At 67.9% G+C, this 23708-nt stretch carries 22 protein-coding genes; 15 read left to right on the top strand and 7 right to left on the bottom strand.

The annotated features are described in order from the left end of the window. Nucleotides 1–59 precede the first annotated feature (59 nt). Genes hutU through E3O44_RS13985 form a run of 5 tightly spaced genes read left to right on the top strand, consistent with a single transcriptional unit; the run spans nucleotide 60 to nucleotide 6123 of the window. Nucleotides 60–1727 carry a urocanate hydratase gene (gene hutU, locus E3O44_RS14005; RefSeq protein WP_134535396.1) on the top strand — a complete coding sequence of 556 codons (1668 nt, stop codon included), beginning with the start codon at nucleotides 60–62 and terminating at the stop codon, nucleotides 1725–1727. Continuing rightward, nucleotides 1724–2941, top strand: a complete 1218-nt coding sequence (locus E3O44_RS14000; protein ID WP_134535395.1) for an allantoate amidohydrolase — start codon at nucleotides 1724–1726, stop codon at nucleotides 2939–2941. Before hutU ends, E3O44_RS14000 begins: the two co-directional genes overlap by 4 nt. Beyond that, nucleotides 2938–4311, top strand: coding sequence for a formimidoylglutamate deiminase (locus E3O44_RS13995; RefSeq protein WP_134535394.1), 1374 nt, complete (start codon nucleotides 2938–2940; stop codon nucleotides 4309–4311). Before E3O44_RS14000 ends, E3O44_RS13995 begins: the two co-directional genes overlap by 4 nt. Continuing rightward, nucleotides 4308–5501: an imidazolonepropionase gene (gene hutI / locus E3O44_RS13990; RefSeq protein WP_134535393.1), complete on the top strand. Its 1194-nt coding sequence runs from the start codon at nucleotides 4308–4310 to the stop codon at nucleotides 5499–5501. The genes E3O44_RS13995 and hutI overlap by 4 nt, the downstream gene beginning before the upstream one ends. Continuing rightward, nucleotides 5488–6123 (top strand): HutD/Ves family protein, encoded by a 636-nt coding sequence (locus E3O44_RS13985; protein ID WP_241976337.1) that lies wholly within the window; start codon nucleotides 5488–5490, stop codon nucleotides 6121–6123. The genes hutI and E3O44_RS13985 overlap by 14 nt, the downstream gene beginning before the upstream one ends. A gap of 168 nt (nucleotides 6124–6291) precedes the next feature. Here the strand turns inward: E3O44_RS13985 and E3O44_RS13980 are convergent, their stop codons facing one another. Further along, on the bottom strand, nucleotides 6292–8022 hold the full coding sequence (locus tag E3O44_RS13980) for an HNH endonuclease signature motif containing protein (RefSeq protein ID WP_134535391.1): 1731 nt from the start codon (nucleotides 8020–8022) through the stop codon (nucleotides 6292–6294). Nucleotides 8023–8222: 200 nt separating this feature from the next. Next, nucleotides 8223–9050 carry a DeoR/GlpR family DNA-binding transcription regulator gene (locus E3O44_RS13975; protein WP_134535390.1) on the bottom strand — a complete coding sequence of 276 codons (828 nt, stop codon included), beginning with the start codon at nucleotides 9048–9050 and terminating at the stop codon, nucleotides 8223–8225. Nucleotides 9051–9228: 178 nt separating this feature from the next. Here E3O44_RS13975 and E3O44_RS13970 point away from each other — a divergent pair, with 178 nt between their 5' ends. From E3O44_RS13970 to E3O44_RS13950, 5 genes are all read left to right on the top strand, one after another. Next, nucleotides 9229–10140 carry a class II fructose-bisphosphate aldolase gene (locus E3O44_RS13970; protein WP_134535389.1) on the top strand — a complete coding sequence of 304 codons (912 nt, stop codon included), beginning with the start codon at nucleotides 9229–9231 and terminating at the stop codon, nucleotides 10138–10140. Between the two features lie 81 nt (nucleotides 10141–10221). Beyond that, nucleotides 10222–11556, top strand: coding sequence for a D-tagatose-bisphosphate aldolase, class II, non-catalytic subunit (locus E3O44_RS13965; RefSeq protein WP_134535388.1), 1335 nt, complete (start codon nucleotides 10222–10224; stop codon nucleotides 11554–11556). Then, nucleotides 11549–12751, top strand: coding sequence for an SIS domain-containing protein (locus tag E3O44_RS13960; RefSeq protein ID WP_198415935.1), 1203 nt, complete (start codon nucleotides 11549–11551; stop codon nucleotides 12749–12751). Before E3O44_RS13965 ends, E3O44_RS13960 begins: the two co-directional genes overlap by 8 nt. Before the next feature lie 5 nt (nucleotides 12752–12756). Beyond that, nucleotides 12757–13722, top strand: a complete 966-nt coding sequence (locus tag E3O44_RS13955) for an N-acetylglucosamine kinase (RefSeq protein ID WP_134535386.1) — start codon at nucleotides 12757–12759, stop codon at nucleotides 13720–13722. A 106-nt stretch (nucleotides 13723–13828) separates the two neighbouring features. Further along, a complete protein-coding gene (locus E3O44_RS13950; RefSeq protein ID WP_255454394.1) occupies nucleotides 13829–14785 on the top strand; it encodes a DMT family transporter in 957 nt (318 codons plus the stop codon). A 94-nt stretch (nucleotides 14786–14879) separates the two neighbouring features. Here E3O44_RS13950 and E3O44_RS13945 read toward each other — a convergent pair whose 3' ends face one another. From E3O44_RS13945 to E3O44_RS13935, 3 genes are read right to left on the bottom strand one after another with little or no spacing between them, the layout of a single operon-like run. Continuing rightward, on the bottom strand, nucleotides 14880–16529 hold the full coding sequence (locus tag E3O44_RS13945) for an MDR family MFS transporter (RefSeq protein ID WP_134535385.1): 1650 nt from the start codon (nucleotides 16527–16529) through the stop codon (nucleotides 14880–14882). Further along, nucleotides 16526–17158 carry a TetR/AcrR family transcriptional regulator gene (locus E3O44_RS13940; protein ID WP_134535384.1) on the bottom strand — a complete coding sequence of 211 codons (633 nt, stop codon included), beginning with the start codon at nucleotides 17156–17158 and terminating at the stop codon, nucleotides 16526–16528. The genes E3O44_RS13945 and E3O44_RS13940 overlap by 4 nt, the downstream gene beginning before the upstream one ends. Before the next feature lie 56 nt (nucleotides 17159–17214). After that, nucleotides 17215–18198 carry an alpha/beta hydrolase gene (locus E3O44_RS13935; protein ID WP_134535383.1) on the bottom strand — a complete coding sequence of 328 codons (984 nt, stop codon included), beginning with the start codon at nucleotides 18196–18198 and terminating at the stop codon, nucleotides 17215–17217. A gap of 88 nt (nucleotides 18199–18286) precedes the next feature. Here E3O44_RS13935 and E3O44_RS13930 point away from each other — a divergent pair, with 88 nt between their 5' ends. From E3O44_RS13930 to E3O44_RS13920, 3 genes are all read left to right on the top strand, one after another. Further along, nucleotides 18287–18859, top strand: a complete 573-nt coding sequence (locus E3O44_RS13930; RefSeq protein WP_134535382.1) for a TetR/AcrR family transcriptional regulator — start codon at nucleotides 18287–18289, stop codon at nucleotides 18857–18859. A 72-nt stretch (nucleotides 18860–18931) separates the two neighbouring features. After that, on the top strand, nucleotides 18932–20104 hold the full coding sequence (locus E3O44_RS13925; RefSeq protein WP_134535381.1) for a GDSL-type esterase/lipase family protein: 1173 nt from the start codon (nucleotides 18932–18934) through the stop codon (nucleotides 20102–20104). A gap of 44 nt (nucleotides 20105–20148) precedes the next feature. Then, nucleotides 20149–20427 carry a YciI family protein gene (locus E3O44_RS13920; RefSeq protein ID WP_134535380.1) on the top strand — a complete coding sequence of 93 codons (279 nt, stop codon included), beginning with the start codon at nucleotides 20149–20151 and terminating at the stop codon, nucleotides 20425–20427. Between the two features lie 47 nt (nucleotides 20428–20474). Here the strand turns inward: E3O44_RS13920 and E3O44_RS13915 are convergent, their stop codons facing one another. Then, on the bottom strand, nucleotides 20475–20846 hold the full coding sequence (locus E3O44_RS13915) for a VOC family protein (RefSeq protein ID WP_134535379.1): 372 nt from the start codon (nucleotides 20844–20846) through the stop codon (nucleotides 20475–20477). Nucleotides 20847–20915: 69 nt separating this feature from the next. Here E3O44_RS13915 and E3O44_RS13910 point away from each other — a divergent pair, with 69 nt between their 5' ends. Together E3O44_RS13910 and E3O44_RS13905 are read left to right on the top strand one after the other, a co-directional pair. Continuing rightward, nucleotides 20916–21377 (top strand): MarR family winged helix-turn-helix transcriptional regulator, encoded by a 462-nt coding sequence (locus E3O44_RS13910; protein WP_134535378.1) that lies wholly within the window; start codon nucleotides 20916–20918, stop codon nucleotides 21375–21377. 24 nt (nucleotides 21378–21401) lie between these two features. Continuing rightward, on the top strand, nucleotides 21402–22283 hold the full coding sequence (locus tag E3O44_RS13905; RefSeq protein WP_134535377.1) for an NYN domain-containing protein: 882 nt from the start codon (nucleotides 21402–21404) through the stop codon (nucleotides 22281–22283). A gap of 53 nt (nucleotides 22284–22336) precedes the next feature. Here the strand turns inward: E3O44_RS13905 and E3O44_RS13900 are convergent, their stop codons facing one another. Continuing rightward, nucleotides 22337–23545, bottom strand: a complete 1209-nt coding sequence (locus E3O44_RS13900) for a trans-sulfuration enzyme family protein (protein ID WP_198415925.1) — start codon at nucleotides 23543–23545, stop codon at nucleotides 22337–22339. Nucleotides 23546–23708: the final 163 nt, after the last annotated feature.

Here is a 23708-nt window from a genome sequence, read left to right as displayed (position 1 = left end):
CAGCCGCATCACTCAGCATCACTCAGCATCACTCAGCATCAACCAGAAGGAAGAAAATCGTGGCCCAGAAGCATCTCCCCCGTCCGGTCCGCGCAGCCAGGGGCAACACCCTGACCGCGAAGAGCTGGCAGACCGAGGCGCCGTTGCGCATGCTGATGAACAACCTCGACCCCGAAGTCGCCGAGCGCCCCGACGATCTCGTCGTCTACGGCGGAACCGGGAAGGCCGCCCGCAGCTGGGAAGCGTTCGATGCGATCGTGCGCACCCTGCGTGAGCTCGAGGACGACGAGACCCTGCTGGTGCAGTCCGGCAAGCCGGTCGGGGTCTTCCGCACCCACACCTGGGCTCCACGGGTCCTGATCGCCAACTCGAACCTCGTCGGGGACTGGGCGACGTGGCCCGACTTCCGCAAACTCGAACAGGCCGGCCTGACCATGTACGGCCAGATGACCGCCGGTTCCTGGATCTACATCGGCACCCAGGGCATCCTGCAGGGCACGTTCGAGACCTTCGCCGCGATCGCGGACAAGCGATTCGACGGCACTCTCGCCGGGACCCTCACCCTCACCGGCGGGGCAGGCGGCATGGGCGGCGCCCAGCCCCTCGCCGTGACGATGAACGGCGGAGCCGTACTCATCGTCGACGTCGACCCCGCCCGTCTGCAGCGCCGCGTCGACCACGGTTACCTCGACGAGATGACGGACGACATCGACGACGCCGTGACCCGGGTCCTCGCCGCAAAGACGGAGCGCCGGGCGCTCTCCGTCGGACTCGTCGGCAACGCGGCATCCGTCTTCACCGAGCTGCTCGAACGCGGCGTCGCAATCGACATCGTCACCGACCAGACCAGCGCGCACGACCCGCTCAGCTACCTGCCGGAGGGCATCAGCGTCGCCGACTGGCACACCCGCGCCGCCGCCGACCCCGAGGACTTCACGATCCGGGCTCGGGCATCGATGGCCAAGCACGTCACCGCCATGGTCGGGTTCCGCGACGCCGGAGCCGAAGTGTTCGACTACGGCAACTCGATCCGCGCGGAAGCCGTGCTCGGCGGCTGCGAGCGGGCATTCCAGATTCCCGGCTTCGTGCCCGCCTATATCCGGCCGTTGTTCGCCGAGGGCAAGGGACCGTTCCGCTGGGCCGCGCTCTCTGGGGACCCCGCCGACATCGCCGCGACCGACCGGGCGATCCTCGAGCTCTTCCCGAACGATGCGAAGCTCGCGCGCTGGATCCACGGAGCCCAGGAGAAGGTGCATTTCGAAGGCCTGCCCGCCCGGATCTGCTGGCTCGGCTACAAGGAACGACACCTCGCCGGGCTCAAGTTCAACGAGATGGTGGCCTCCGGCGAGATCAGCGCCCCGATCGTGATCGGACGCGACCACCTCGACTCCGGCTCGGTCGCCTCGCCCTACCGCGAGACCGAGGGCATGAAGGACGGCTCAGACGCGATCGCCGACTGGCCGCTGCTGAACGCCCTGCTCAACACGGCGTCGGGCGCGACCTGGGTGTCGATCCACCAGGGTGGCGGCGTCGGCATGGGCCGGTCCATCCACTCCGGGCAGGTCACGGTTGCCGACGGCACGGAGCTCGCCGCCCAGAAGATCGAGCGGGTGCTGATCAACGACCCCGGCACCGGGGTGATGCGTCACGTCGACGCCGGGTATGAGCGCGCGGCCGCCGTTGCCCGCGAACGCGGACTGCGTGTGCCGATGTGGGAGGCCGAATGACGGCGCCGGCAACTGCGCACGGCCTGCTGTCCGGACTCGATGAGATCGCCGAGATCGGCAGGGACACCCGGCGCGGTGGCTACTCCCGGCATCTGTGGCAGCCGGCCGACCTGGAGCTGCGCGACTGGTTCGCCGAACGCGCCGTGCGACTCGGGCTCGACGTGGAGATCGACCGGAACGGCAACACCTGGGCGTGGTGGGGCCCGCGCGGCGACGATGCGATCGTGGTCGGCAGCCACCTCGATTCCGTCCCCGGCGGCGGTGCGTACGACGGTCCCCTCGGCGTGGTCAGCACCCTCGACGCGATCGCACGGCTGCAGGCGAGCGGGTTCCGGCCGACTCGACCCTGCGCCGTTCTGGTCTTCGCCGAGGAGGAGGGCTCCCGGTTCGGGATCGCCTGCCTCGGTTCCCGGCTGATGACGGGCGCACTCGACGCCGATCAGGCCCGCGCTCTCATCGACCCGGAGGGAATTTCGCTCGCAGCAGCCGCATCCGCTGTCGGTATCGACCCGGCCGGCCTCGGCGAGGACCCGGCCGCGCTCGCGCGCATCGGGCTGTTCGTCGAGCTGCACGTGGAGCAGGGCCGAGGGTTGATCGACCTGGACAGCCCGGTCGCGGTCGCCTCCTCGATCCTCGCCCACGGGCGCTGGCGCATCACGTTCACCGGAGAGGGCAACCACGCCGGTGCCACGCGCATGGCCGACCGGCGGGACCCGATGCTCGCAGCCGCCCGATCGATGCTCGGCGTTCGGGACGCCGCCGTCGCGAGCTCCGGTTCGCGGGCCACGATCGGGCGGATCGAGGCCGTGCCGGGTGGCACCAACGTGATCTCGTCGCAGGTCGCGGTCTGGCTCGACGCGCGGGCCGCCGAGGATGCCGCTGCGCGGGACCTCGTCACGGAGATCGAGGCGCGGGTCGCCGAGGCCGCTGCGGCGGAGGGGTGCACCGCGGTCGTCGCCGAGGAGTCCTGGAGCGGGGCCGTCGCCTTCGATCCGGCCCTACGCGATCGACTCGTGCGATCGCTGGACGGTGTCCCCACGCTCCCCACGGGGGCCGGCCACGATGCCGGCGTGCTGTCGAGTCGCCGGCCCACCGCGATGATCTTCGTGCGGAACCCGACCGGCGTCTCGCACTCGCCGGAGGAGTTCGCCACCCTCGACGACTGCCTCGCCGGTGTCGACGCCCTCGAGCGGGTTCTCCGGGAGCTGCTGTGACGTACTGGTGCGCGACGGCGCTCATCGACGGGCAGTCCGTGAACGCCGTCCGGGTGCATGCCGCCCCGGACGGCACGATCGCCTGGCTGGAGACCGGCGTTCCGGCCTGCGACGACGACGTCCTCCTCGGCACCGTGTTCCCCGGGATGGGCGATGCGCATTCGCACGCCTTCCATCGCGCCCTGCGCGGACGCACGCAGGCGGACGGCGGCGATTTCTGGCGCTGGCGGGAGAGCATGTATGCCGCGGCATCCGCTCTGGACCCCGACCTGTACTACGAGCTCGCGTCGGCGGTGTTCGCCGAGATGCTCGTCAGCGGCTGGACGGCCGTCGGCGAATTCCACTACGTGCACCACCGGCCGGATGGCCGGCCGTACCCGGACGCCCACGCGATGGAGCTCGCCGTCGCGGCCGCCGCGCGCGACACCGGGATCCGCCTGACCCTGCTCGACACCTGCTACCTGCGCGGCGGCGCGAACCGTCCGCTCTCCGACCTGCAGCTGCGGTTCGGGGACGGCTCGGCGGATGCCTGGCTTCGGCGCTGGGACGGCCTGCGGGACTCCCTCGACGCCGGCTCTCACGCCGTCGCCGGTTCTGGCCCCGCGGTCACGCTCGGTGCCGCCCTGCACTCGGTGCGGGCCCTTCCCCGATCGGCGATGGCGACGATCCTCGCCGGGCTGCCGCCCACGGTGCCCCTGCACATCCACCTCTCCGAACAGCCCCAGGAGAACGCGGAGTGCCTCGCCGAATACGGCCTCACCCCCACCGGCCTGCTGCACGAACTCGGCGCACTCACTCCGCGGCTCAGCGTGGTCCACGCGACCCACCTGACCGACGCGGACGTGAAACTTCTCGGCGACGCCGGGGTGACGGCCGTGTTCTGCCCCACCACGGAAGCGGACCTGGGCGACGGGATCGGCCCCGCTCGCCGGCTGGCGGATGCCGGTGCCCGGCTCGCCCTCGGATCCGACCAGAACGCCGTGGTCGACCCCTTCCTCGAAGCCCGCGGCCTCGAAGCCGGCGAACGGCTGGCCTCCGGCCGCCGCGGCCGCTTCTCACCACCGGACCTGACCGAGGCACTGACCCGCGGCGGCTACGCGTCACTCGGGCTCGGCACCGGCGGCCTGCAGGTCGGCGCGTGGCTGGACCTCGTCGAACTCGACGCCGCCTCGGTTCGCACCGTCGGCGCGAGCGCAAACCAGCTCCCGCTCGTGGCCACCGCGAGCGACGTGCGCCGCGTCATCGTCGGTGGGCGCATCGTCGCGAGCGACGGGTTGACACCGGCAGGCGACCCCGCCCTCCTGCTCGGTGCGGCCCTGCGCCGGCTCGACGAAACCATCGCTGACATCACCCCGAAGGAACCCGCATGACCTCCGAACTGATCACCGACATCGGCGAACTGAGCACCTTCGCCGACCACGAAAACCGTCGCGCGAAGGCCGCGCTCGTGATCGAGAACGGCAGGATCGCCTGGATCGGCGACGCCGAGCATCCGCCCGTCGCAGATGTGCGCACGAGCGTCGGCGGGCGGGCCGTGCTGCCCGGCTGGGTCGACTCGCATTCCCACCTGGTCTTCGCCGGCGACCGTTCGGCCGAATTCGAGGCGCGCATGGCCGGCACCAAATATGCCGCCGGCGGAATCGCCACGACCGTGAACGCAACGAGGGCCGCGACGGATGCCCAGCTCGAGTCGAATCTCCGGGCTCTGCGAGACGAGGCGCGGGCCCAGGGCACCACCTTCCTCGAGACCAAGACCGGTTACGGCCTTGATGTGGAGACCGAGCGCCGGTCTGCGGAGATCGCCTCCCGCGGGGCGGACGTGGTGACCTTCCTCGGCGCGCACCTGGTACCGGAGGGCATCAGCGCGCGTGACTACCTCGACCTCGTGACCGGCCCGATGCTGGCCGCCGTCACGCCGTGGGTCAGCTTCATCGACGTGTTCTGCGAGCGCGGGGCCTTCGACGTCGAACAGTCCCGAGAGGTTCTCCTCGCCGGGCGTGCGGCGGGGCTCGGCCTGCGGGTGCACGGCAACCAGCTCGGGCACGGCGGAGGTGTCGCCCTAGCCGTCGAGCTCGGGGCGGCGAGCGTCGATCACTGCAACTATCTGAGCCCCGCCGACTTCGATGCTCTGGCGGGGTCGGATACCGTGGCGACCGTGCTGCCGGCCTGCGACCTGTCCACCCGGGAGCCCCTCGCGCCGGCCCGCGCGCTCCTGGACGCGGGCGTCACTGTCGCGATCGCGACCAACTGCAACCCCGGAACCTCGTACACGACCTCGATGCAGTTCTGCATCGCAACGGCTGTGCTGCAGATGCACCTCACCGTGGAGGAAGCCGTGCGCGCGGCAACCCGCGGCGGCGCCCGCGCCCTCGGGCGTGACTCGGGGGCGGATGCCGTCGGCTCGCTCCGGGTCGGCGGTCGCGCCGACCTGCAGGTGCTTGACGCGCCCTCGATCTCGCATATCGCCTACCGCCCGGGGGTGCCGCTCACCGCCGCCACCTGGTTGCTCGGACAACGTGTGCCCCCGGCCGTGACCCGTGTGGCCGGTGCCGCCTTCTGACCCCGTGTCCCGGGCGATCGACCGGGTGCCGCTCGCCTGGCGCAATGGCAGAGGCTGGACCAGCACGGTGGCCGTCGCACCCGCGGCGGCCATGATGGACGACTTCGCCTGGCGGGTCAGCATCGCGACGATCACCGGCGACTCCGACTTCTCTGAGTTCGCGGGCGTCGACCGGTATCTCGTCCCACTATCCACCGGCGGTCTCGACCTGAGCATCGACGGCAGTGCGCAGCACGTCGGACAGTACGAGGTCTGTAGCTTCGCCGGTGAGAGTCTCGTCTCGTCGACCGGGTCGGCGGAGAGCTCCGACGACCTGAACCTGATGCTGCGCCGCACGGCCGCGACGGGTTCCCTCCGGGTCGAGCGCCTCACCGGATCCTTCTCGGTGGCACCGGGTCCCGATGAGAGCGTCCTTGTCGTCGTCCTCGAGGGCGAGGTCGACATCGACGGCGCATCAGGTACCTCTGCGGTCACTGGCTCCGAGGGGTCGAACGTCCTCACTCTGGCCCTCCGCGACGCCATGCTGGTCACGCCGGGACGGTCCCGGACACTTCGCGGCGGGGCCATCGTGGCTCTTGCGACCGTAGCCCTCACGGGCAGTCCCTCAGCCCCAGTGCCCTGAACGACCAGAGCGTCCCTCTGCACGAGCGGTCTGCACGAGCGGTCTGCACGAGCGGTGGGGCGGCCGGATCGCTGGCAGGTGATCGACGGGAGCCGGACCTCGCTGTTCCGGGTTCGTTCAGGCCAGTCAGTCGCATCTGGGGGGTCACGTCTGTGTGGTCGCGGTTGGTCAGTCGCGGTTGGGTGGTCCGGTCAGGACCTGGTGGGCGCGGTGCCGGTTCGGTGGCCGCCAGAGTCGTTGCGGGTCGATCAGTCCGGGTGCCCGCACTTGGGGTGAGCCTTTCACCATGCGGATTTCCCACCCCGACGTGTCGATGGTGTGGTGATGGAACCAGCAGAGGAGGACCCCGTTGTCGACATTCGTGGGTCCGTCTTTCGCCCAGGGCTTCACATGGTGCACTTCGGCCCAGTGCGCCGGGGCTTTGCAGCCGGGGATGATGCACCCGCCGTCCCGGGCGGTGATCGCCCGCCGCTGCGCCCGGTTGAAATACCGCCGTTCCGGGCCGAGCTTGAGGACCTGGTTGTTCTCGCCGAACAGGACCCCTTGGAAGCCGCCGTCGCAGATGCGCTGGTGCACGGTCTTGAGCGATACGGGGGCTTCGACGCCGTCGATCCACCCGACCCCGACCCCGCTCGCGAGGTCGGCCGCGTTGACGTGCACCATCACCGTTGGTGCCGACCCGCCCATCGATGGGGTGTCCTGGTCGCGGGCGGCGTGTTCGATCAACGCCCGGAGGATGTCGGCGCGCTTCTCCCCGCTCGTGCGGGTATCCGCACGCCGCTCCCGCAGCTCGGCTTCGATCACGTCCAGCTCCGGGCCCGTGCCGGCGTCGGCGCCCGAGGTCTCGGTGCCTGCGGTTTCGGCGCCGGGGATCATCTGCCCCGAATCCATCAGCGCCTGTTCCTCCTCGGTGGGAAACGCGGGCCTCGCGTGGAAGCTGAGGAACGCGTCGAAGAGGGTGTTCATCATCCCGAACAGTTCCGGCGTGACTCCGCCCTTCACCGGATACAACCCATTCTTGAGTTGCCCGAAGCCGATGTTCGACTTCGCCTCGAACACATCCTCCTGCGGCAGGACCCCGTCCGGGTCGAGGACAGCCTGCCACTGCAGCACCATGCCGCGGATCAGATCCGCGGCCGCCGGGACCCCGGCGCCGGCGAGGATCTCGGTTTCCGGGGTGATCAGACCGGCCGCCGTAGCGACCAGGGCACGCTCGGCAACCTCTACCTCCGCCGGGACCGCCCGGTGACTGACCAACCCGAGCCCCGTCGTGATCAACTCCGCCGCCTCCACCCCGATATCCCCCGCGGTGAGCGCGGCCCCGACCACGGGGAACAGTGGCGGCAGTACAGTCAGGCCCGCCCGGCGGGGAAGCACCGCATCGCCGAGCTTGGTGCGCCGCTTCACTTCCCGGGCCGACACCCGCGTCACCCGGGTCAGCACGTCCCAGGGTCCGCGGCAGCCCATCTTCCACGCCAGACCGTCCCGGCCGAGCACCCGCGCCCGCCGATCCACATCGGTGGCGGTGTTCACCCGGGCCGCATCCACCGTCCGGCCAATCGACTCCACTTCCTTCAACGCCGTGACCGCTTCCGCATCGCTGAGCAACCCGACCGGGAGCGCCGCCAAGGCGTCTGCGAGAGCCGAACGCGCTTCGGCGAGCCGGGCGACAGCATCCGCATGCACCGACGCAACAGCCCCGGCCAGCCCCTCAGCACCCTCGAAACCCTCAGCAATCGCAACCGGATGGGCCGACTCGACCTGCCCATCCAAAGACCCGAGCGACGACTCAGCCGACGCCTCGGTGGAGGCGCGGCCCGCCGTGGTGGGCTGGTCTCCCGCGGCCCCCGAACCGGGTGTCTGCGGGGAGTGTGACTGTGGATCCGAAGCTCCTGCCATGCCCCGATTCTACCCCGAATCGGACGAGAAGACGAGACTTTGTCACTTAATTCACGCATATAGCTGCACAGAATCGAATGTGATGACGACACGCTTCGTGGGAGCGTCACTGTCGTCAAGAACCCGCGAGACGCAGCCTCACTCGCTCAACACGGCTCGGGTCAATATCTCAGGCTGCCTTTCGGAGGACCGGACCGGCCCTATCGACGCACGGCACTGAGATCGACAATGTGCACGGTGACCCCGACGTCCGCGATCAGCTGAAGCGCGGCGGGATCGGCGTCGGAGTCGGTCACGAAGTCGTCGATCTCGCTCAGGTCTGCCATCTTCGCGAGGGTGACCTGTCCAACTTTGGACCCGTCGGCAACGACGATCACGCGCTGAGCGTTGGCGACCATGGCGTGATTGGTGCGCGCTTCCGTTTCGTCGTGCGTCGTCACGCCCCCTGACACGCTGATGCCATCGGTACCCAGAATGGCAGTGCCGACATTGATCGCTTTGAAGGTGTTCTCAGACAATGAGCCAACGGCCTCGAACGAGCTCTGCCGGACAACCCCTCCTGTCATGATGACCTTGAGCCTGGGGCGAGCCGCACACTCCATCGCAATAGTGAGCGAATTCGTCACAATGGTCAATCCCGAACGATTACTGAGCGCTCTGGCGACTTCAGCCGTCGTGGTTCCGCCACTCAGGGCGACTGCATAGGGTCCGGCGGGGATCATGTCCACCGCACGGCGTGCGATCAGTTGCTTGGCCTCCCGGAACTGGGTATTCCTGAGGCGAACAGGGATTTCGCTGCGGGCGTCCAAGGCGCGGGCCCCGCCGTGCGTACGAACGAGCAGTCCCTGTTCGTCCAGATCCGCCAGGTCCCTGCGCAGGGTGGCCGCCGAGATTCCGAGCGCCTCCGCGAGCGCAGACTGCGACATGCTGGTCCGTTCATGCAGGAGCGACAGGACAAGGCGCATCCGCTCGGAGCGCTTGCCTGAGACGGCACGAGGGGTGGATGAGGACGAGCCGTTCTGGAGCATGAGAGGCCTTCGCTAAATCGAAACGCGCAGTATTTGTGTTCACTTTAGCAGGAAAATTGCGCGATACGCGCATTCTGTCGCAGTATCAAGCCATGGCAATCGTGTTGGTCCAGTGCACGGATGGTGTCGACCTGACATCGCCCGAATCGCACGGCATCACTGCCGGGAGGAGCTCGTCATGACGCTCGCCACGACCCGCGATCTCATCGGCAAGTTCGGCGCAGGCAACCGCGCCGTCCTCGCCTTCAACGTGATCACCCTCGAACACGCCGAAGCCATCGCGGCAGGAGTTGAGCGCGCCGGTACCGGTGCGATTCTCCAGGTCAGCGAGAACGCGATCCGGTTCCACGATGGCAAGATCTCGCCGATCATCGCGGCCTGTGCGAAAGTCGCCGCCGAGTCGTCCGCGCCTCTCTCAATCCATCTCGACCATTTCCAGGACCTCGCACTCACCGAACTCGCCATCGATCTGGCCAACGATCTCGGCGTGAGTTCGATCATGGTCGACGCCGCACACCTTCCCCACGGCCAGAATGTTCGCCAGACCCGCGAGCTGGCTCGGCGTGCCCATGCCCGAGGCCTGTGGGTTGAGGCGGAACTGGGCGAAATCGGCGGCAAGGACGGCGCTCACTCGCCGCTTGCTCGCACCCAGCCCGATGAGGCGCGCGAGTTCGTCGCGGAGACCACCGTTGACGGGCTTGCCGTCGCGGTCGGCAGTTCTCACGCCATGACCTCGCAGGTCGCGGAACTCGACCTCGCGCTGATCGCCCAGCTTGCCGGCATCGTGCCCGTCCCCCTCGTCCTCCACGGATCATCCGGTGTCGGGGACGCGACGCTGGTCGCGGCCATCGCCGCCGGGATGCGCAAGATCAACGTCGGAACGGCCCTCAACATCGCGTTCACGGGCGGAATCCGGCGGTTCCTGGCCACCAATCCCGATGTCACCGATCCGCGCAAGTACATTCGCGACGGCTGCGAGTCCATCTCCCGCACGGTCACCCACCTGTGCACCGTCCTTGACGCCGCCGCGGTGCACCCCCGCCCCGGCCTGCCGAATTCCGCCCTGCTCACCGGGCGGGGTGCCCGCTGATCCCATCCGTCAACGAGACCCATCGATCGAACCACGCCCGCCCCGGACAAGGGGGCGCCCGTGGAACTGCAAAGGAGCACAATGGTTAATCAACTCTGGAACACGGTACGTCGGCATAAGGCGGGTGAAACCGTCGGAATCTATTCGGTATGCTCGGCGCACCCGACCGTGCTCGAGGCCGCAATCCGTCAGGCGGATGCCGATGGCACCTACGTTCTCATCGAAGCCACCTCCAATCAGGTCGACCAGTTCGGCGGCTATACCGGCATGCGTCCGGCGGACTTCCGCGACCTGGTCTACTCGATCGCCGACAGGATCGGCTTCGCCAGGGACCGCCTTGTCCTCGGTGGCGATCACCTCGGTCCCAATCGCTGGCAGAGGCTCAGCGCCGACGAGGCGATGGCGAATGCCGAAGACCTCGTCACGGCATACGTCGAAGCCGGCTACACAAAGATCCATCTCGACTGCAGCATGTCCTGCGTGGGGGATCCCGTGCCGGTCGGCGACGACCTCGCCGCAGTCCGCACAGCACGGCTGCTGCGAGTCGCGGAGGACGCCGCTACTCGCGCCGGCCTCCCGAGCGACATCCTGTACGTGATCGGCACAGAGGTCCCGGTACCGGGAGGCGCACACGAGACCCTCGGCGCCTTGACTGCGACATCCGCCGGGGCAGCCCACGCGACCCTCGACCGGCACCGCGCAGCATTCGAGCAGGTCGGCCTCACCGACATCTGGCCGCGCATCATCGCGCTCGTCGTGCAGCCCGCCGTGGAATTCGACCACCTGCAGGTCATTGACTACCACCGTGAAGGGACCGTGCAGTTGCGGACCGTCCTGAACGACGAGCCGGGGCTGGTTTTCGAGGCCCACTCCACCGACTACCAGGAGACGAACCGGCTCGCCGAACTCGTCGAAGACCACTGGGCGATCCTCAAGGTCGGACCCGGGCTGACGTTCGCGATGCGAGAAGGGCTCTTCGCCCTCGCGAAGATCGAAGACGAACTCGTCCCGGTCGCCGATCGCTCCGCCCTCGTCGAGGTCATCGAACGGCGCATGCTCGCCCATCCCGACTATTGGGCGGGCTACTACGAGGGCACGGCCCAGCAGCAGCGCCTTGCCCGCCGGTTCAGCTACAGCGACCGGCTGCGCTACTACTGGCCAGACCCGGAGATCGAGGCGGCCGAGAACCGTCTCTATGACAACCTCGCCGCCCTGCAGATCCCGCTCCCCCTCATCAGCCAGTTCCTCCCCGAGCAATACGCGAGGGTTCGGGCAGGGAGCCTTTCTCCCGAACCGCGCGCGCTCGTCGTGGACAAGATCCGCGACGCCCTGCGTCCGTACGCCTATGCCTGTTTCCCGACGGTCCGCGACCGTGCCACCACAACCACCACCATCCAGGGAGCACTCCTTGTCTAACCCCACCGCCACATCCATCCCAGCCGCATCGACGGCCACCGGCCAGGCCGCAGGCCCCGGGTCTGAAGCCACCGTCCGCGAGATCGCCCAGCAACCGGATGTCTGGCGCGAGGCTTCGGCCAACATCGCCGCCCAGCGCACCGACATTGATGCCTTCCTCGCACCCCTCCTCTCCCAATCCGACCTGCGCATCGTTCTCACGGGAGCAGGGACATCCGCCTTCGTCGGCGACATCGCGGCACCGGCACTGTCGCGACTGCTCGGCCGCCGCATTGACGCCGTGGCCACAACGGACATCGTCTCGAATCCCAGGGAGAGCTTCGCCGAAGACGTGCCCACCCTGCTCGTCTCCTTCGCCCGCTCGGGCAACAGCCCGGAGAGCAGCGCCGCAACGGTCCTCGCCGATCAGGTGCTCACCGACGTCAGCCACCTGATCCTGACCTGCAACGAAGACGGGAACCTCTTCACGGATCATCAGGGACGCGCGCACTCGAAGGTCGTGCTGATGCCGCGTCGCTCCAACGACGAAGGCTTCGCAATGACGTCGAGCTTCACGTCGATGCTCCTGTCGAGCCTCCTGATCCTCGGCGGCGCGAACGACGACGCCGTTGCCGCCCTGTCCGCGGCCGCAACGCAGATCATCGACTGCCGCCAGCCCGAGATCCGGGCACTGGCGGAGGCCGGCTACGAACGCATCGTCTATATCGGGAGCGGGCCGCTGACCGGCCTTGCCCGCGAATCGGCCCTCAAAGTGCTCGAACTGACGGCCGGTGCGATCGTCACATACTACGACTCCTCCCTCGGCTTCCGCCACGGCCCCAAGGCCGTCCTCGACGAGACCACTCTCGCCCTGGTCTACGTATCTTCCGACCCCTACACCCGCGAGTACGACCTCGACATCATCGCCGAACTGCGCGCAGCGCTCACTCCGGAACGCGTCGTCGCGATCTCCTCCCTGCCGCTGCCGGCGGCCGACGGCCATTCGTGGATCCTTTCGGACCTCGCGGGCCTCGACGACGCGTTCCTGGCCGTCGGCTACATCGTCATCGCACAGCTTCTGGGGCTTTCGTTCTCGCTCACGCTCGGCGCCACCCCCGACAACCCGTTCCCCGGCGGAACCGTCAACCGCGTCGTCAAGGGCGTGCACATCCACCCGCTGCCCGCTTCAGCGGGCACTCTCACGAACGCGAGCTGAAAGCCATGTCACTATTCCTCGGGGTTGACGGTGGCGGCTCAAAAACCGCCTTCGTCCTCCTCAACGACTCCGGACACCTCGTCGCGGAAACACAGACACCGAGTTGCTACTACTTCAGCGAGGGCATCGAGCTCGTCGGGCGAATCCTCACCCAGGGCATCGGCACGATCGCCGCCCAAGCCGGAATCGAGACGAAGGACATCGACCAGGCCTTCTTCGGGCTCCCGGGATACGGCGAGGTCAGCTCCGATATCGAACGGCTGAACGCCGCGCCCCGTGCGGTACTCGGGCACGGTCGCTACACCTGCGACAACGACATGGTGTGCGGCTGGGCCGGATCCCTCGGTGCCGTCGACGGGATCAACGTGATCAGCGGAACCGGCTCCATGACCTACGGAGAACGCGCCGGTCACGGCCACCGGGTCGGCGGCTGGAGCGAGCTCTTCGGCGATGAAGGCTCCGCGTACTGGATCGCGATCCGCGGCCTCAACGCCTTCACCCGGATGAGCGACGGCCGGCTCCCCCGCGGCCCGCTCTACGACGTCGTCAAGGCCCGTGCCGACGTGAACAGCGATCTCGATCTGATAGACGTCGTCGTGAATCAGTGGAAGGGACAACGAGGGGCGATCGCCGACCTCTCCAAGACCGTCGTCGAAGCCGCCGCCCAGGGTGACCTCATCGCCGCCCAGATCCTCACGGATGCCTGCGCCGAGCTGGCCAGGATCGTCGACACGACGCGCACCGAGCTCGGTTTCGGCGACGACGACGTTGTCCCCGTGTCCTACTCGGGAGGCATGTTCACGGCCGCCGCCGTGCGCAGCGGATTCGAAGAGGCACTTTCGGCACTGCCGCCGAAATACGCGTTACGCACTCCGCTGTTCGGCCCCGCCGTCGGCGCAGCGCTCTACGCCGCGAAGAAGGCGGGCACCCCGCTGTCCGAAGCCGCGCTGGCGCGTCTCCGGTTCCACTAACCGCACCCGTACCTGCACCTGCACCACGCACCACGCACCACGCACCACAACGCACGTCCCCCTGAGTAAGTCCAAGCAAGTAACAGATGTCAACGAGGAGATCATTGTGAAGAAAACGCAGAGTTGGATATTTTACGCAGCACTATTGGTGCTGTTCTGGGGAGTCTGGGGCGCATTCTCGTCCCTCCCCATCACCCTCTACGGGTACCCGGATGAAATGGTCTACGTGATCTGGGCTGTCGTGATGATCATCCCTGCAGCCTTCGCGCTGCGCGGCCAGAAGTTCGACCGCCGCCCGAAGGCCGCCATGTACGGTCTCCTCATCGGCCTCACCGGGGCCGGCGGCCAACTGCTCCTGTTCAACGCGCTGTCGTCCGGTCCCGCATACCTGATCTTCCCGATCATCTCCATTTCGCCGGCCATCACCGTGCTTATGGCCGTTGCGTTCCTCCGGGAACGCCTGCCCAAGGTCGCCGTCATCGGCTTGGTCGCGGCGTTGGCCGCCATCGTGCTCTTCAGCGTCGCAGGCGGCTCAGGGGATGCCACATCCGGTCCCTGGCTCGTCATCGCAATCTTCGTCTGCATTGCGTGGGGCGTGCAGGCCTTCTTCATGCGGAAGGCAGCGACCATCGGAGTGAACGACGCGACGACCTTCGCCTGGATGGCCATCAGCGGCCTGGTCCTCACCCCGTTTGCGATCATGTCGATGGGCGGCCTCCCGCTCGACGTCCCCTGGCAGGCGCCCGCGTTGACCGCCGCCACCCAGCTCCTCAATGCGGTCGGTGCGTTGTTCCTCGTCATGGCCCTGAGCCGAGGCAAGGCATCCATCGTTGCGCCAACGACCAACGCCCTCGCCCCCGTTCTCACGATCGTGGTGTCGCTCGTCGTCTATCAGACGCTTCCGACCATTTTCGGAACGATCGCGATCGTCTTGGCGCTCGTCGGTTCGACCCTCATGGTCTACAGCGACGAACGACGTGGGGAGGCGTTGCCGGCCGCCCTTCCCGGCGATGAGAACAGAACGCAGGCAAAGACCCACGAGCCAGCAGACACAGCGGGTTAGCCGGCACAGTCGCTGCCAGCCCCGCGCCGGCCCGTTCGCACGCTTCTTGAACATCGAGAAGCGTACGAGCGGGCCTTCGTCGTGATCACGTCACTCACTCACGCGACTTCACCTCGATAGGACCCGCACCGCTGTGAACTGACGGCACTTCGCCGCCGCGCTGGACCGCTTCGAGCGCTTCAGCTTCGTCCCCGCCGATGGCCTCTCCACGGGCGATCAGCCCGGCGACATCCGAGAGCGGAATCTGCTTGAGGAAGAGCGAGAGAAGGAAGGCGAGGGCGATGAACGGCAGCAGGTACCAGAACACCGGAGCGAGGGCATCCGCGTACGCCGCGACGATCCCGTCCCGCAACGCCTGCGGCAGCTGGTTGAGCGTCTGCGGGTCCAGCGTCGCGGTGGCGTTCGAGGCATCCGCTGCGGTGGCACCGGCCGAGGCGAAGACGTGGGTGAGGTTGTCGGTAAGCCGGGTGGTGAAGATCGTGCCGAACACCGCGACGCCGAGCGAGGCGCCGACCTCCCGGAAGTAGTTGTTCGTGCTCGTCGCGGTACCGATCATCGACGCGTCCACGGAGTTCTGCACGACGAGCACGACGACCTGCATGATCAGGCCGAGCCCGGCGCCGAAGACGAAGAGGAACACGCAGATCAGCCAGATCGGGGTGGACGCGCTGAGGGTGGTCATCGCGACCATCGCTGCCCCGGTGATGACCGTGCCCAGGATCGGGAACATCTTGTACTTGCCGGTGCGGGTGATCGCGATCCCGGACCCGATCGAGGTGCCGATCAGGCCGACCATCATGGGAACCATCAGCAGGCCGGAGACGGCGGCGGATGTGCCGGAGGACATCTGCAGGAAGGTCGGGATGAAGCCGATCGCCGCGAACATTCCGAGGCCGAGCGTGAGGCCGATCGCGGTCGCGTTCACGAAGATCGGGTTGCGGAAGAGCGACAACGGGATGATCGGGTCCTTCGCACGCGCCTCGACCAGGATGAAGAGCAGCACCGCGATGACGAGGCCGGCGCCGAAGAGCCAGGTCTCGGTCGCACCCCAGCCGTGGGCCTTGTTGCCGCCGAAATCGGTGAAGAAGATGAGGCAGGTCGTGGCCGCCGAAAGGGTGAGGACGCCGAGGATGTCGATGGGCGCCGTGGCCTTCTTGTTCGGGAGCCTGAGGGTGAACCACGCGATGACGAACGCGATCACGCCGACCGGGATGTTGATGTAGAACGCCCACTGCCAGGTGAGGTGGTCGACGAAGAGGCCGCCGAGCAGCGGGCCGCCGACCGCGGACAGGCCGAAGATCGCACCGAGCGGTCCGAGGTACTTGCCGCGCTCCGAGGCGGGCACGATGTCGGCGATGATCGCCTGGGAGAGGATCATCAGCCCGCCGCCGCCGAGCCCCTGGATCGCCCGGAAGATGACGAGCTGCCAGAAGTCACCGGCGAAGGCGCAGCCGAGCGACGCGATCGTGAAGAGGGCGATCGCGACGAGGAACAGCCGGCGCCGCCCGAGGACGTCACCGAACTTGCCGTAGATCGGCATCACGATGGTGGTGGCGAGCAGGTAGGCGGTGGTCACCCAGACCTGGTTCTCGACGCCGCCGAGCTGGCCGACGATCGTCGGCATCGCGGTCGACACAATCGTCTGGTCCAGGCTCGAGAGGAGCATGCCGGAGATGAGCGCGGCGAAGATGATCCAGATTCGTCGCTTGGTCAGGAGGAACGGCGCCTCGGCGATTGCGGTCATGGACGGTCCTTTCGAAGGTTTGACGTAGCGGCCACTTCTCGGACAGCGACGAGTGAAATGTGAAGCGCCGCGCCGAATTCCTCGGTCGCCCCCGGACGAAGAATGCGCTCGACGGCGGTGCGGAACAGGGTGGAAAAGAGGGCAACGGCGGCTCGGGCCCTCGGGTCGTCGTCGTCGACGCCCTCGCGGTGTGCCACCAGGAGCGCCAGCACCTGCTCGCGCTCGCGGCCGAGCCCGATCACCCGGGAGAGCAGGCGCGGCTCCCGCTCGATCGCGGCGAAGAAATCGGTGTGCTCGGCCACGCCGAGCCCCGTCAGCGCCATCTGTTCGATGGCGAACTCAACGAGGTCGTCGAGCACGGCCGGCCACCCTCGGGAGCCCCGGGCGGTGAAGTGCTCGGCGAGCCGACGTGCCTCATCGGTCTCGTCCATGCCGATGACGGCTTCGTCCTTGGAGGGGAAGTAGTTGAAGAAGGTGCGCCGGGAGATCCCGACCTCGGCGCAGAGCTCCTCGATCGTGAAACCGTTGAGGCCGCGCTCGGCCGTGAGTCGGCGGGAGACGGCGGTGAGTCGCAGGGCCGTCGCCGCCATGCGGTCGGAGCGCCCCGGCGTTGTTGCACTATCAATCATAAAGTGCAGTATTGCACTATATGGCTCTGAGTGCAATATGTGACCGCGCGCGCGTCCTACCGGTCGAAAGAGTCCACGAAGGCGACGCTCGCCGCAGAGATTTCGGCGCGCGCAGCATCCTGGGAGGTGGACGGCTCGCCGTCGCCGGACTGTGGACCGTAGTCGCCGAAGAACGCGTGCACGCCACCCTCGATCGCCAGGAATCGCGCATCCGCCGGCAGCGACGCCTTCGACGCGGTGACCTTCTCCGGAGTCGCCAGGCCGTCGTTCGTGCCGGAGATCGACAGCACCCGGGCATCGAGCCCGCTCAGGTCGTTCGCCGGGTATGACGCGAAGAACATCAGCCCGACGACCGGGTCGGTCGAAGCGCCGGCGAAGGACTGGGCGTCCATCGCCGCGACCGTCCCGCCGAGCGAGTGGCCGCCGATGACCCAGCGGGTTACCGGCGGATGCCCGGCGCGCGCCGAACCGAATGCTCCCGTCGAGAGGAACGCAATCCCGACGGGCTGCTTGGGGATGACGACGACGTGGCCGGCTTCGGCGAGCGGGCGCAGGACGGCTGCGTAGGCGCGAGCGTCGACGCGCGCGCCGGACTGGAAGAACACCCCGACGTCGCTCGCAGCTCCCGTCGGTTGCAGCACGATCTGGTCGGCGGTCTCGGTCACGGTCACGCTGGTGTCCGAGTCCATCGCGGACAGGGCCGGCTCGACGGCCGTCGACGGCACGAGCCACCAGGCCAGTGCGATCACCCCGAGCGAGAGCACGACGAGGACGCCGCGAATTCCCTTCCACCGGCGGTGGCGCACCACTCGCACGAGCCAGGAGCGCACGGCGATCGCCAGGCTGACGGCGAAGGCGAGCACGAGCAGGATCAGGTATGCCGGGTGGCCGTGGATGAGCATCGGTCCCGTCGATACCGCCGCCCAGACCGTGACGACCACGCCGAGCGTCGCCACGACCCGGGTGATCCAGAAGAAGACCGCGTCGGCTCGGGTGGCCGCGGCCCCGTTCGCTCGCCGAATACCGCTCGCGTCGCTCATGGAGAAATTATCCCCCTGGCGCTCCGCGCGAAGTTACCTAATAGTATTAGGTAGAAGTCTAATGACATTAGTCACAAGGAGTAATGCAATGGCACGCGCAGGACTGACCGCGGAGCGCCTCACCCAGGCGGGCGCCGAACTCGCCGACAAGGTCGGATTCGACCAGGTCACGCTCTCGGCGCTGGCCAGGCTTTTCGACGTCAAGGTCGCGAGCCTCTATTCGCACGTCACCAACTCCCACGATCTCAAGACCAGGATCGCCCTGCTCGCGCTGCAGGAGCTCGCCGACCGGGCAGCGGATGCCGTGGCCGGCCGGGCGGGCAAGGACGCCCTGGTCGCGCTCGGCAACGTCTACCGCGACTACGCCCGCGAACATCCCGGCCGTTACGCCGCCATGCACTTCCGGCTCGACCGGGAGACGGCGATCGCCAGCGCCGGCGTCCGGCACTCCCAGATGACTCGTGCGATCCTGCGCGGCTACGACCTCACGGAACCGGACCAGACGCACGCCGTCCGGCTGCTCGGCAGCGTCTTCCACGGCTTCGCGACTCTCGAGCTCGAGGGCGGCTTCGGCAACAGCTCCCCCGATTCCCAGGAGTCCTGGACCCGCACGCTGGACGCCCTCGACGCCCTGCTGCGTGCCTGGCCGGCGCCCGAATAACGCCACGCACCTGCCGTCCGGCACCCGCACCACCTCCCCACACCGGCATTCCCCGACCAGAAGGCTTACAAGATGTCCACCCAGCACGACTGGATCAGCACCCCGATCACCGCCGATCTCCTCCGCGGCGCCCTCGATCTGGAACGGACCGGTCACGGTCTGCTCCCTCACCGCCTGCCGGCCTGGGCGCGAGCGCACGCGGACGCGCAACTGTCCGGCGCGGAGTCGCAGCCCTCCGGGGTCCGGCTCGCCTTCCGCACCGGTGCCACCGAACTCGAGCTCGACGTACTGCCCACGAAGCTCGTCTACCTGGGCGGCCCACCACGCCCGGTCGGTGTGTACGAGCTGCTCGTCGACGGCCGACTGTCCGGCCGGGCCAGCGCGACGACCGGCATCACGGTCACCGTCGACATGTCCACCGGCGCCACCACGAACCATCTCGGCCCGGTCAGCACCCTCCGGTTCACCAGCCTCCCGGACCACCTCACCAACATCGAGATCTGGCTCCCGCACAACGAACGAACCGAACTCGTCGCGCTCCGCTCCAACGCGCCCATCGAGCCCGCACCCGCGACAGGCAACCGGGTCTGGCTGCACCATGGCAGCTCGATCAGCCACGGCTCCAACGCGGAGAACCCCACCGAAACCTGGCCGGCGCTCGCGGCAGCCAGCGGCGCTGTCGACCTGGTCAACCTCGGCTTCGGTGGCAGCGCACTCCTCGATCCTTTCGTCGCCCGCACCATGCGCGACACCCCCGCCGACCTGATCAGCGTCAAGATCGGCATCAACCTGGTCAATCTGGACCTGATGCGCCTGCGCGCCTTCGCCCCGGCCGTGAACGGCTTCCTCGACACCATCCGCGACGGCCACCCCACGACACCGCTGCTGCTGATCTCCCCCATCCTCTGCCCCATCCACGAGGACACTCCGGGACCCGGCGCGTTCGACCTCACCGCGCTGGCCGAGGGTCGCCTGCAGTTCGTCGCCACCGGGGACCCGGCCGAGACATCCGCCGGGAAGCTCACGCTCACCGTGATCAGGGCGGAGCTGGCACGCATCGCACTGCAGCGCGTTGCGACGGATCCGAACCTGCACTACCTCGACGGACTCGACCTCTACGGCGAGGAGGACTTCGCCGAATTCCCGCTGCCGGACCGGCTGCACCCGGACGCCGCGACGCACCTTCGCATCGGCGAGCGTTTCGCCCGCCTCGCCTTCGGCCCCGAGGGGGCCTTCGCCGCCTGAGCAGCGCCTATCGGCCGGAACGGGAGTCGGAATACACTCCAGCCATGTACGCCGTGAGCTTCTACGAAGTGAATGAAGAGAACTTCAGTCGCGTCCGTGAGGTCTACCCGCGACATCGCGCGTATCTTGACGAGTTCGCGCTCGGGGGCGAGGTCGTCATGATCGGTACCTTCGCGGATCCAGCAAAGGACGGCTCGATGGCGATCTTCCGATCGCGTGCGGCCGCCGAACGATTCCGGGCCGATGATCCCTTCGTCCTGGAGGGCCTCGTCGGTGCATCGCGAATCCTCGACTGGGACCCGCTGGAATTCCGCGCGGTCTGACTGCGCAGGCCGGTCCGGGCCGAGTAGCCCGGACCGTGCCGGGCGCGTTACGCCTGGTCGTGGATCGTGACGACGTAGCCGTCCGGGTCGCTGAACGAGAACGTCAGGCCGAACGGGCCGGGGGCCGGGGCGCTGACGATCGGAACTCCCGCCTCGACGAGGACGTCGTGCACGGCCTGCGCGTCGTCGGCATGCAGCCAGAGCGCGACCCCGGCGCCGGCCCACGGCCGCACCGCAGTGGGGTCGAACCCCGGCATCGGTTCCCGAACGGCGAATGCGATCGGCTCGGTGGCGAAGACGACGGCGTGGGGCGGGCTCACCGGCGCGCGGCGCAACCCGAGCAGCGTCTCGTAGAAGTTCGCCGACCTTTCAAGGTCGCTCACCTGCAGGGCTAGAAAATCGGGTCCGGTGACAGTCATGGTTGCTTCTCCTCGTCGAATCCCGCGTGTCAGGATCCTTACATACCCATTGTGTGTCAGGATGCTGACATGAGTCAAGTGGAGAGAGTCGGCGATCTCGCCGAGTCGGTGGGTTACCTGCTCAAGCAGGCGGCGACGGCACTGCATGCCTCGATGGACGCGGTTCTGCGCCCGCAGGGCCTGACCGTGTCGCAGTACTCGGTGCTCGAGTTGCTCGGCCATGAGCCGGAGCAATCGAACGCGGGCCTCGCCCGGGGCGCGTTCGTCACCCGCCAGTCGATGAACGAGGTCCTGCGCGGCCTCCAGGATCGCGGCCTGGTCGCCCGCCCCGACGTCGCCGAACGCGGGCGAGCGCGGCCGACGCACCTCACCCCGGCGGGCCAGGCCGCGCTGGAGAATGCGAGCGCCGCGGTCGCCCGGGTCGAAAAACGGATGCTGTCGCCCCTCTCGACCACGGAACATACGGAACTCATCGCACGGCTGATCGCCTGCCGGGATGCCCTCACCGGCGACGGCGCTCCCACCGGTTGAGACGCCGCGCGGTAGCGTTGGACCATGGCTGAACTGTCCGAGACACGTGTCGCCGTCTACATCGATTTCGACAACATCATCATTTCCCAATACGACAACGTGCATGGTCGTGGCGCCTTCATCAAGGAGAAGGCCCGCACCGCAACGGGCAAGACCGCGGAACGGCTGCAGGAAGCCACCGTCAATATCGGCGCGGTGCTCGACTTCGCCTCGTCGTTCGGGGCCGTCGCGATCAGCCGCGCCTATGCGGACTGGGCGGCACCCGCGAACACGCGGTACCAGAAACAGCTCGTCGACCGCGCGGTCGACCTCGTGCAGCTCTTCAACACCTCCGGAACCAAGAACGGCGCGGACATCCGCCTCGCCATCGACGTCGTCGAGGACCTCTTCCGGCTGCAGGACATCTCGCACGTCGTGATCGTCGCGGGAGACTCGGACTACATCCCGCTCGCCCAGAGCGCACGCCGCCTGGGCCGCACGGTGATCGGAATCGGTGTGCAGGGTTCGACCAGTGCGGCGTTCAAGAACGCCTGCGACGAGTTCTCCTACTATCACGACCTCGTTGAGGACCTCGGGGAGGAGCTTGCCGAGGATCTCGTCGAGGACGTCGCAGAAGACGTCCCGCACTCCACTCGGACGGTGGCCGTCGAGCCGCCCGCACCGGACCTGGCGAAGGAGGCCCGCAAGCTCCTCATGCGCGCGCTTCGTGGACGGGCGAACGACGACGTCGACGGCTGGATGGCAGCATCCGCCCTCAAACAACAGATGAAGCGGCTCGACCCCGGCTTCGATGAGAAGAAGATCGGGTTCAAGTCGTTCACCGACTTCCTCAAGGCCCAGCGCTCCATCGCGGAGTTGCAGGAAGACGGCCAGGCGCGCCGCGCCCGGTTGCGCAACCGGGCCTGACGGTCGGGCGCGGCTGCGACTGCGACTGCGACCGCGACCGCGACCGCGGCGGCCTATGCGAACGTCGCGTCGAGGGCCGCGCGCAGGTCGGCGATCAGGTCGAGCGGATCCTCGAGTCCGACCGAGAATCGAAGGTGCCCGAACTCGCGGAATGGCGCAGGGTACGCCGCCACCCGCGGCCCGCTCGAGCCGACATGAACGATCAGGGACTCGTCATGGCCGAGCGACACGGCTGAGGTGATGACCCGAAGCTGGGCGACGAATCGATTCTGCGTCTCCGGATCGCCGGCGACGGCGAACGCCAGCATCGCACCACAGCCTCGTCCGGCGAACTGCCGCCTGGCGAGTTCATGCTGCGGATGGCTCTCGAGCCCGGGGAAGGCGACGAACGCGATCCGCGGGTCGGAGTCGAGGAACTCGGCGACCAGCTGGGCCGATTCGAGATGCTGCCGGAGCCTCAGCGGCAGCGTCACCGACCCGCGAGTGATCAGCCACGCATTGAACGGCGAGATCACCCCGCCGACGTCGACCATCGCATCCGCTTTGATCAGCTGGATCAGCTTCCGGGAGCCGATGACCGCGCCGCCCATCGCGTCGCCGTGTCCATTGATGTACTTCGTCAGGGAGTGCACGACCAGGTCGGCGCCGTCGGCGAGCGGGCGGTAGAACGGGGGCGGTGTGAAGGTGGAGTCCACAACGAGCAGGGCCCCGCCCTGGTGGGCGATCGTCGCCAGGGCCTCGATGTCGGCGACCCGGGTCGTCGGGTTCGCGATCGCCTCGGTGTGCACGATTCGCGTATTGGGCCGAATCGCCGCAGCGACCGCGGCCAGATCACTGATGTCGACGAACGTGGCCTCGATCCCGTACTTGTCGGGAAGCAGTTCCGTGAACAACCGCCACGTTGCCTCGTAGCTGACATCGGCGACCACGACGTGATCTCCGGAGCGCAGATAGGTGAAGAACACCGCGTGCAGTGCCGCAACTCCCGAGGCCAGGACAACGGCGTCCTCGCCGCCCTCCAGCGCCGCGAGCTTCGCCTGCAGGCCCAGTTGGTTCACCCCGGAATTGCGGGTGTAGAGCGGCACGTCCGTGCCGGACCAGCTCACTGCGGACGGGTCTTCCGGCAACGCATACGAGTTGGCCATCACGATCGGGGTGCGAATCGCCCCGGTCCCGGCATCGATCGTGTTGCCGGCGTGCACGGCCAGAGTCGAGTCCTTCAGGGTCAGCGGATCGTGCTTGTCGGGACGAGAGTTCACCATGGCCCCACGCTACGGGAACGCCCCGAACCACGGTGCCTTCGTGTCGTTGGACTCTGCTGAACTCGCCTGGGATCTGGCCGACCGGCACCGAGCCTGACCACGAAAGGTGATCATCCTCCGCTTTCTCTTGTCCTCAACAATGTGCTTCTGACCGGGTTTTCCA

The sequence above is a fragment of the Cryobacterium algoricola genome, from assembly GCF_004402485.1.
Taxonomy (GTDB): Bacteria; Actinomycetota; Actinomycetes; order Actinomycetales; family Microbacteriaceae; genus Cryobacterium; species Cryobacterium algoricola.
This window is presented reverse-complemented; position numbering and strand designations above follow the sequence as displayed.

Bases quoted from the DNA above. Each gene is read 5' to 3' on its own strand.
- E3O44_RS13970 (WP_134535389.1), top strand. From the start codon at position 9,229: ATGACGCTCGCCACGACCCGCGATCTCATCGGCAAGTTCGGCGCAGGC.
- E3O44_RS13910 (WP_134535378.1), top strand. From the start codon at position 20,916: ATGAGTCAAGTGGAGAGAGTCGGCGATCTCGCCGAGTCGGTGGGTTAC.
- E3O44_RS13925 (WP_134535381.1), top strand. From the start codon at position 18,932: ATGTCCACCCAGCACGACTGGATCAGCACCCCGATCACCGCCGATCTC.
- E3O44_RS13975 (WP_134535390.1), bottom strand. From the start codon at position 9,050: ATGCTCCAGAACGGCTCGTCCTCATCCACCCCTCGTGCCGTCTCAGGC.
- E3O44_RS14000 (WP_134535395.1), top strand. From the start codon at position 1,724: ATGACGGCGCCGGCAACTGCGCACGGCCTGCTGTCCGGACTCGATGAG.
- E3O44_RS13945 (WP_134535385.1), bottom strand. From the start codon at position 16,529: ATGACCGCAATCGCCGAGGCGCCGTTCCTCCTGACCAAGCGACGAATC.
- E3O44_RS13900 (WP_198415925.1), bottom strand. From the start codon at position 23,545: ATGGTGAACTCTCGTCCCGACAAGCACGATCCGCTGACCCTGAAGGAC.
- E3O44_RS13905 (WP_134535377.1), top strand. From the start codon at position 21,402: ATGGCTGAACTGTCCGAGACACGTGTCGCCGTCTACATCGATTTCGAC.
- E3O44_RS13935 (WP_134535383.1), bottom strand. From the start codon at position 18,198: ATGAGCGACGCGAGCGGTATTCGGCGAGCGAACGGGGCCGCGGCCACC.
- hutI (WP_134535393.1), top strand. From the start codon at position 4,308: ATGACCTCCGAACTGATCACCGACATCGGCGAACTGAGCACCTTCGCC.
- E3O44_RS13940 (WP_134535384.1), bottom strand. From the start codon at position 17,158: ATGATTGATAGTGCAACAACGCCGGGGCGCTCCGACCGCATGGCGGCG.
- E3O44_RS13980 (WP_134535391.1), bottom strand. From the start codon at position 8,022: ATGGCAGGAGCTTCGGATCCACAGTCACACTCCCCGCAGACACCCGGT.
- E3O44_RS13955 (WP_134535386.1), top strand. From the start codon at position 12,757: ATGTCACTATTCCTCGGGGTTGACGGTGGCGGCTCAAAAACCGCCTTC.
- E3O44_RS13965 (WP_134535388.1), top strand. From the start codon at position 10,222: ATGGTTAATCAACTCTGGAACACGGTACGTCGGCATAAGGCGGGTGAA.
- E3O44_RS13930 (WP_134535382.1), top strand. From the start codon at position 18,287: ATGGCACGCGCAGGACTGACCGCGGAGCGCCTCACCCAGGCGGGCGCC.
- E3O44_RS13915 (WP_134535379.1), bottom strand. From the start codon at position 20,846: ATGACTGTCACCGGACCCGATTTTCTAGCCCTGCAGGTGAGCGACCTT.
- E3O44_RS13920 (WP_134535380.1), top strand. From the start codon at position 20,149: ATGTACGCCGTGAGCTTCTACGAAGTGAATGAAGAGAACTTCAGTCGC.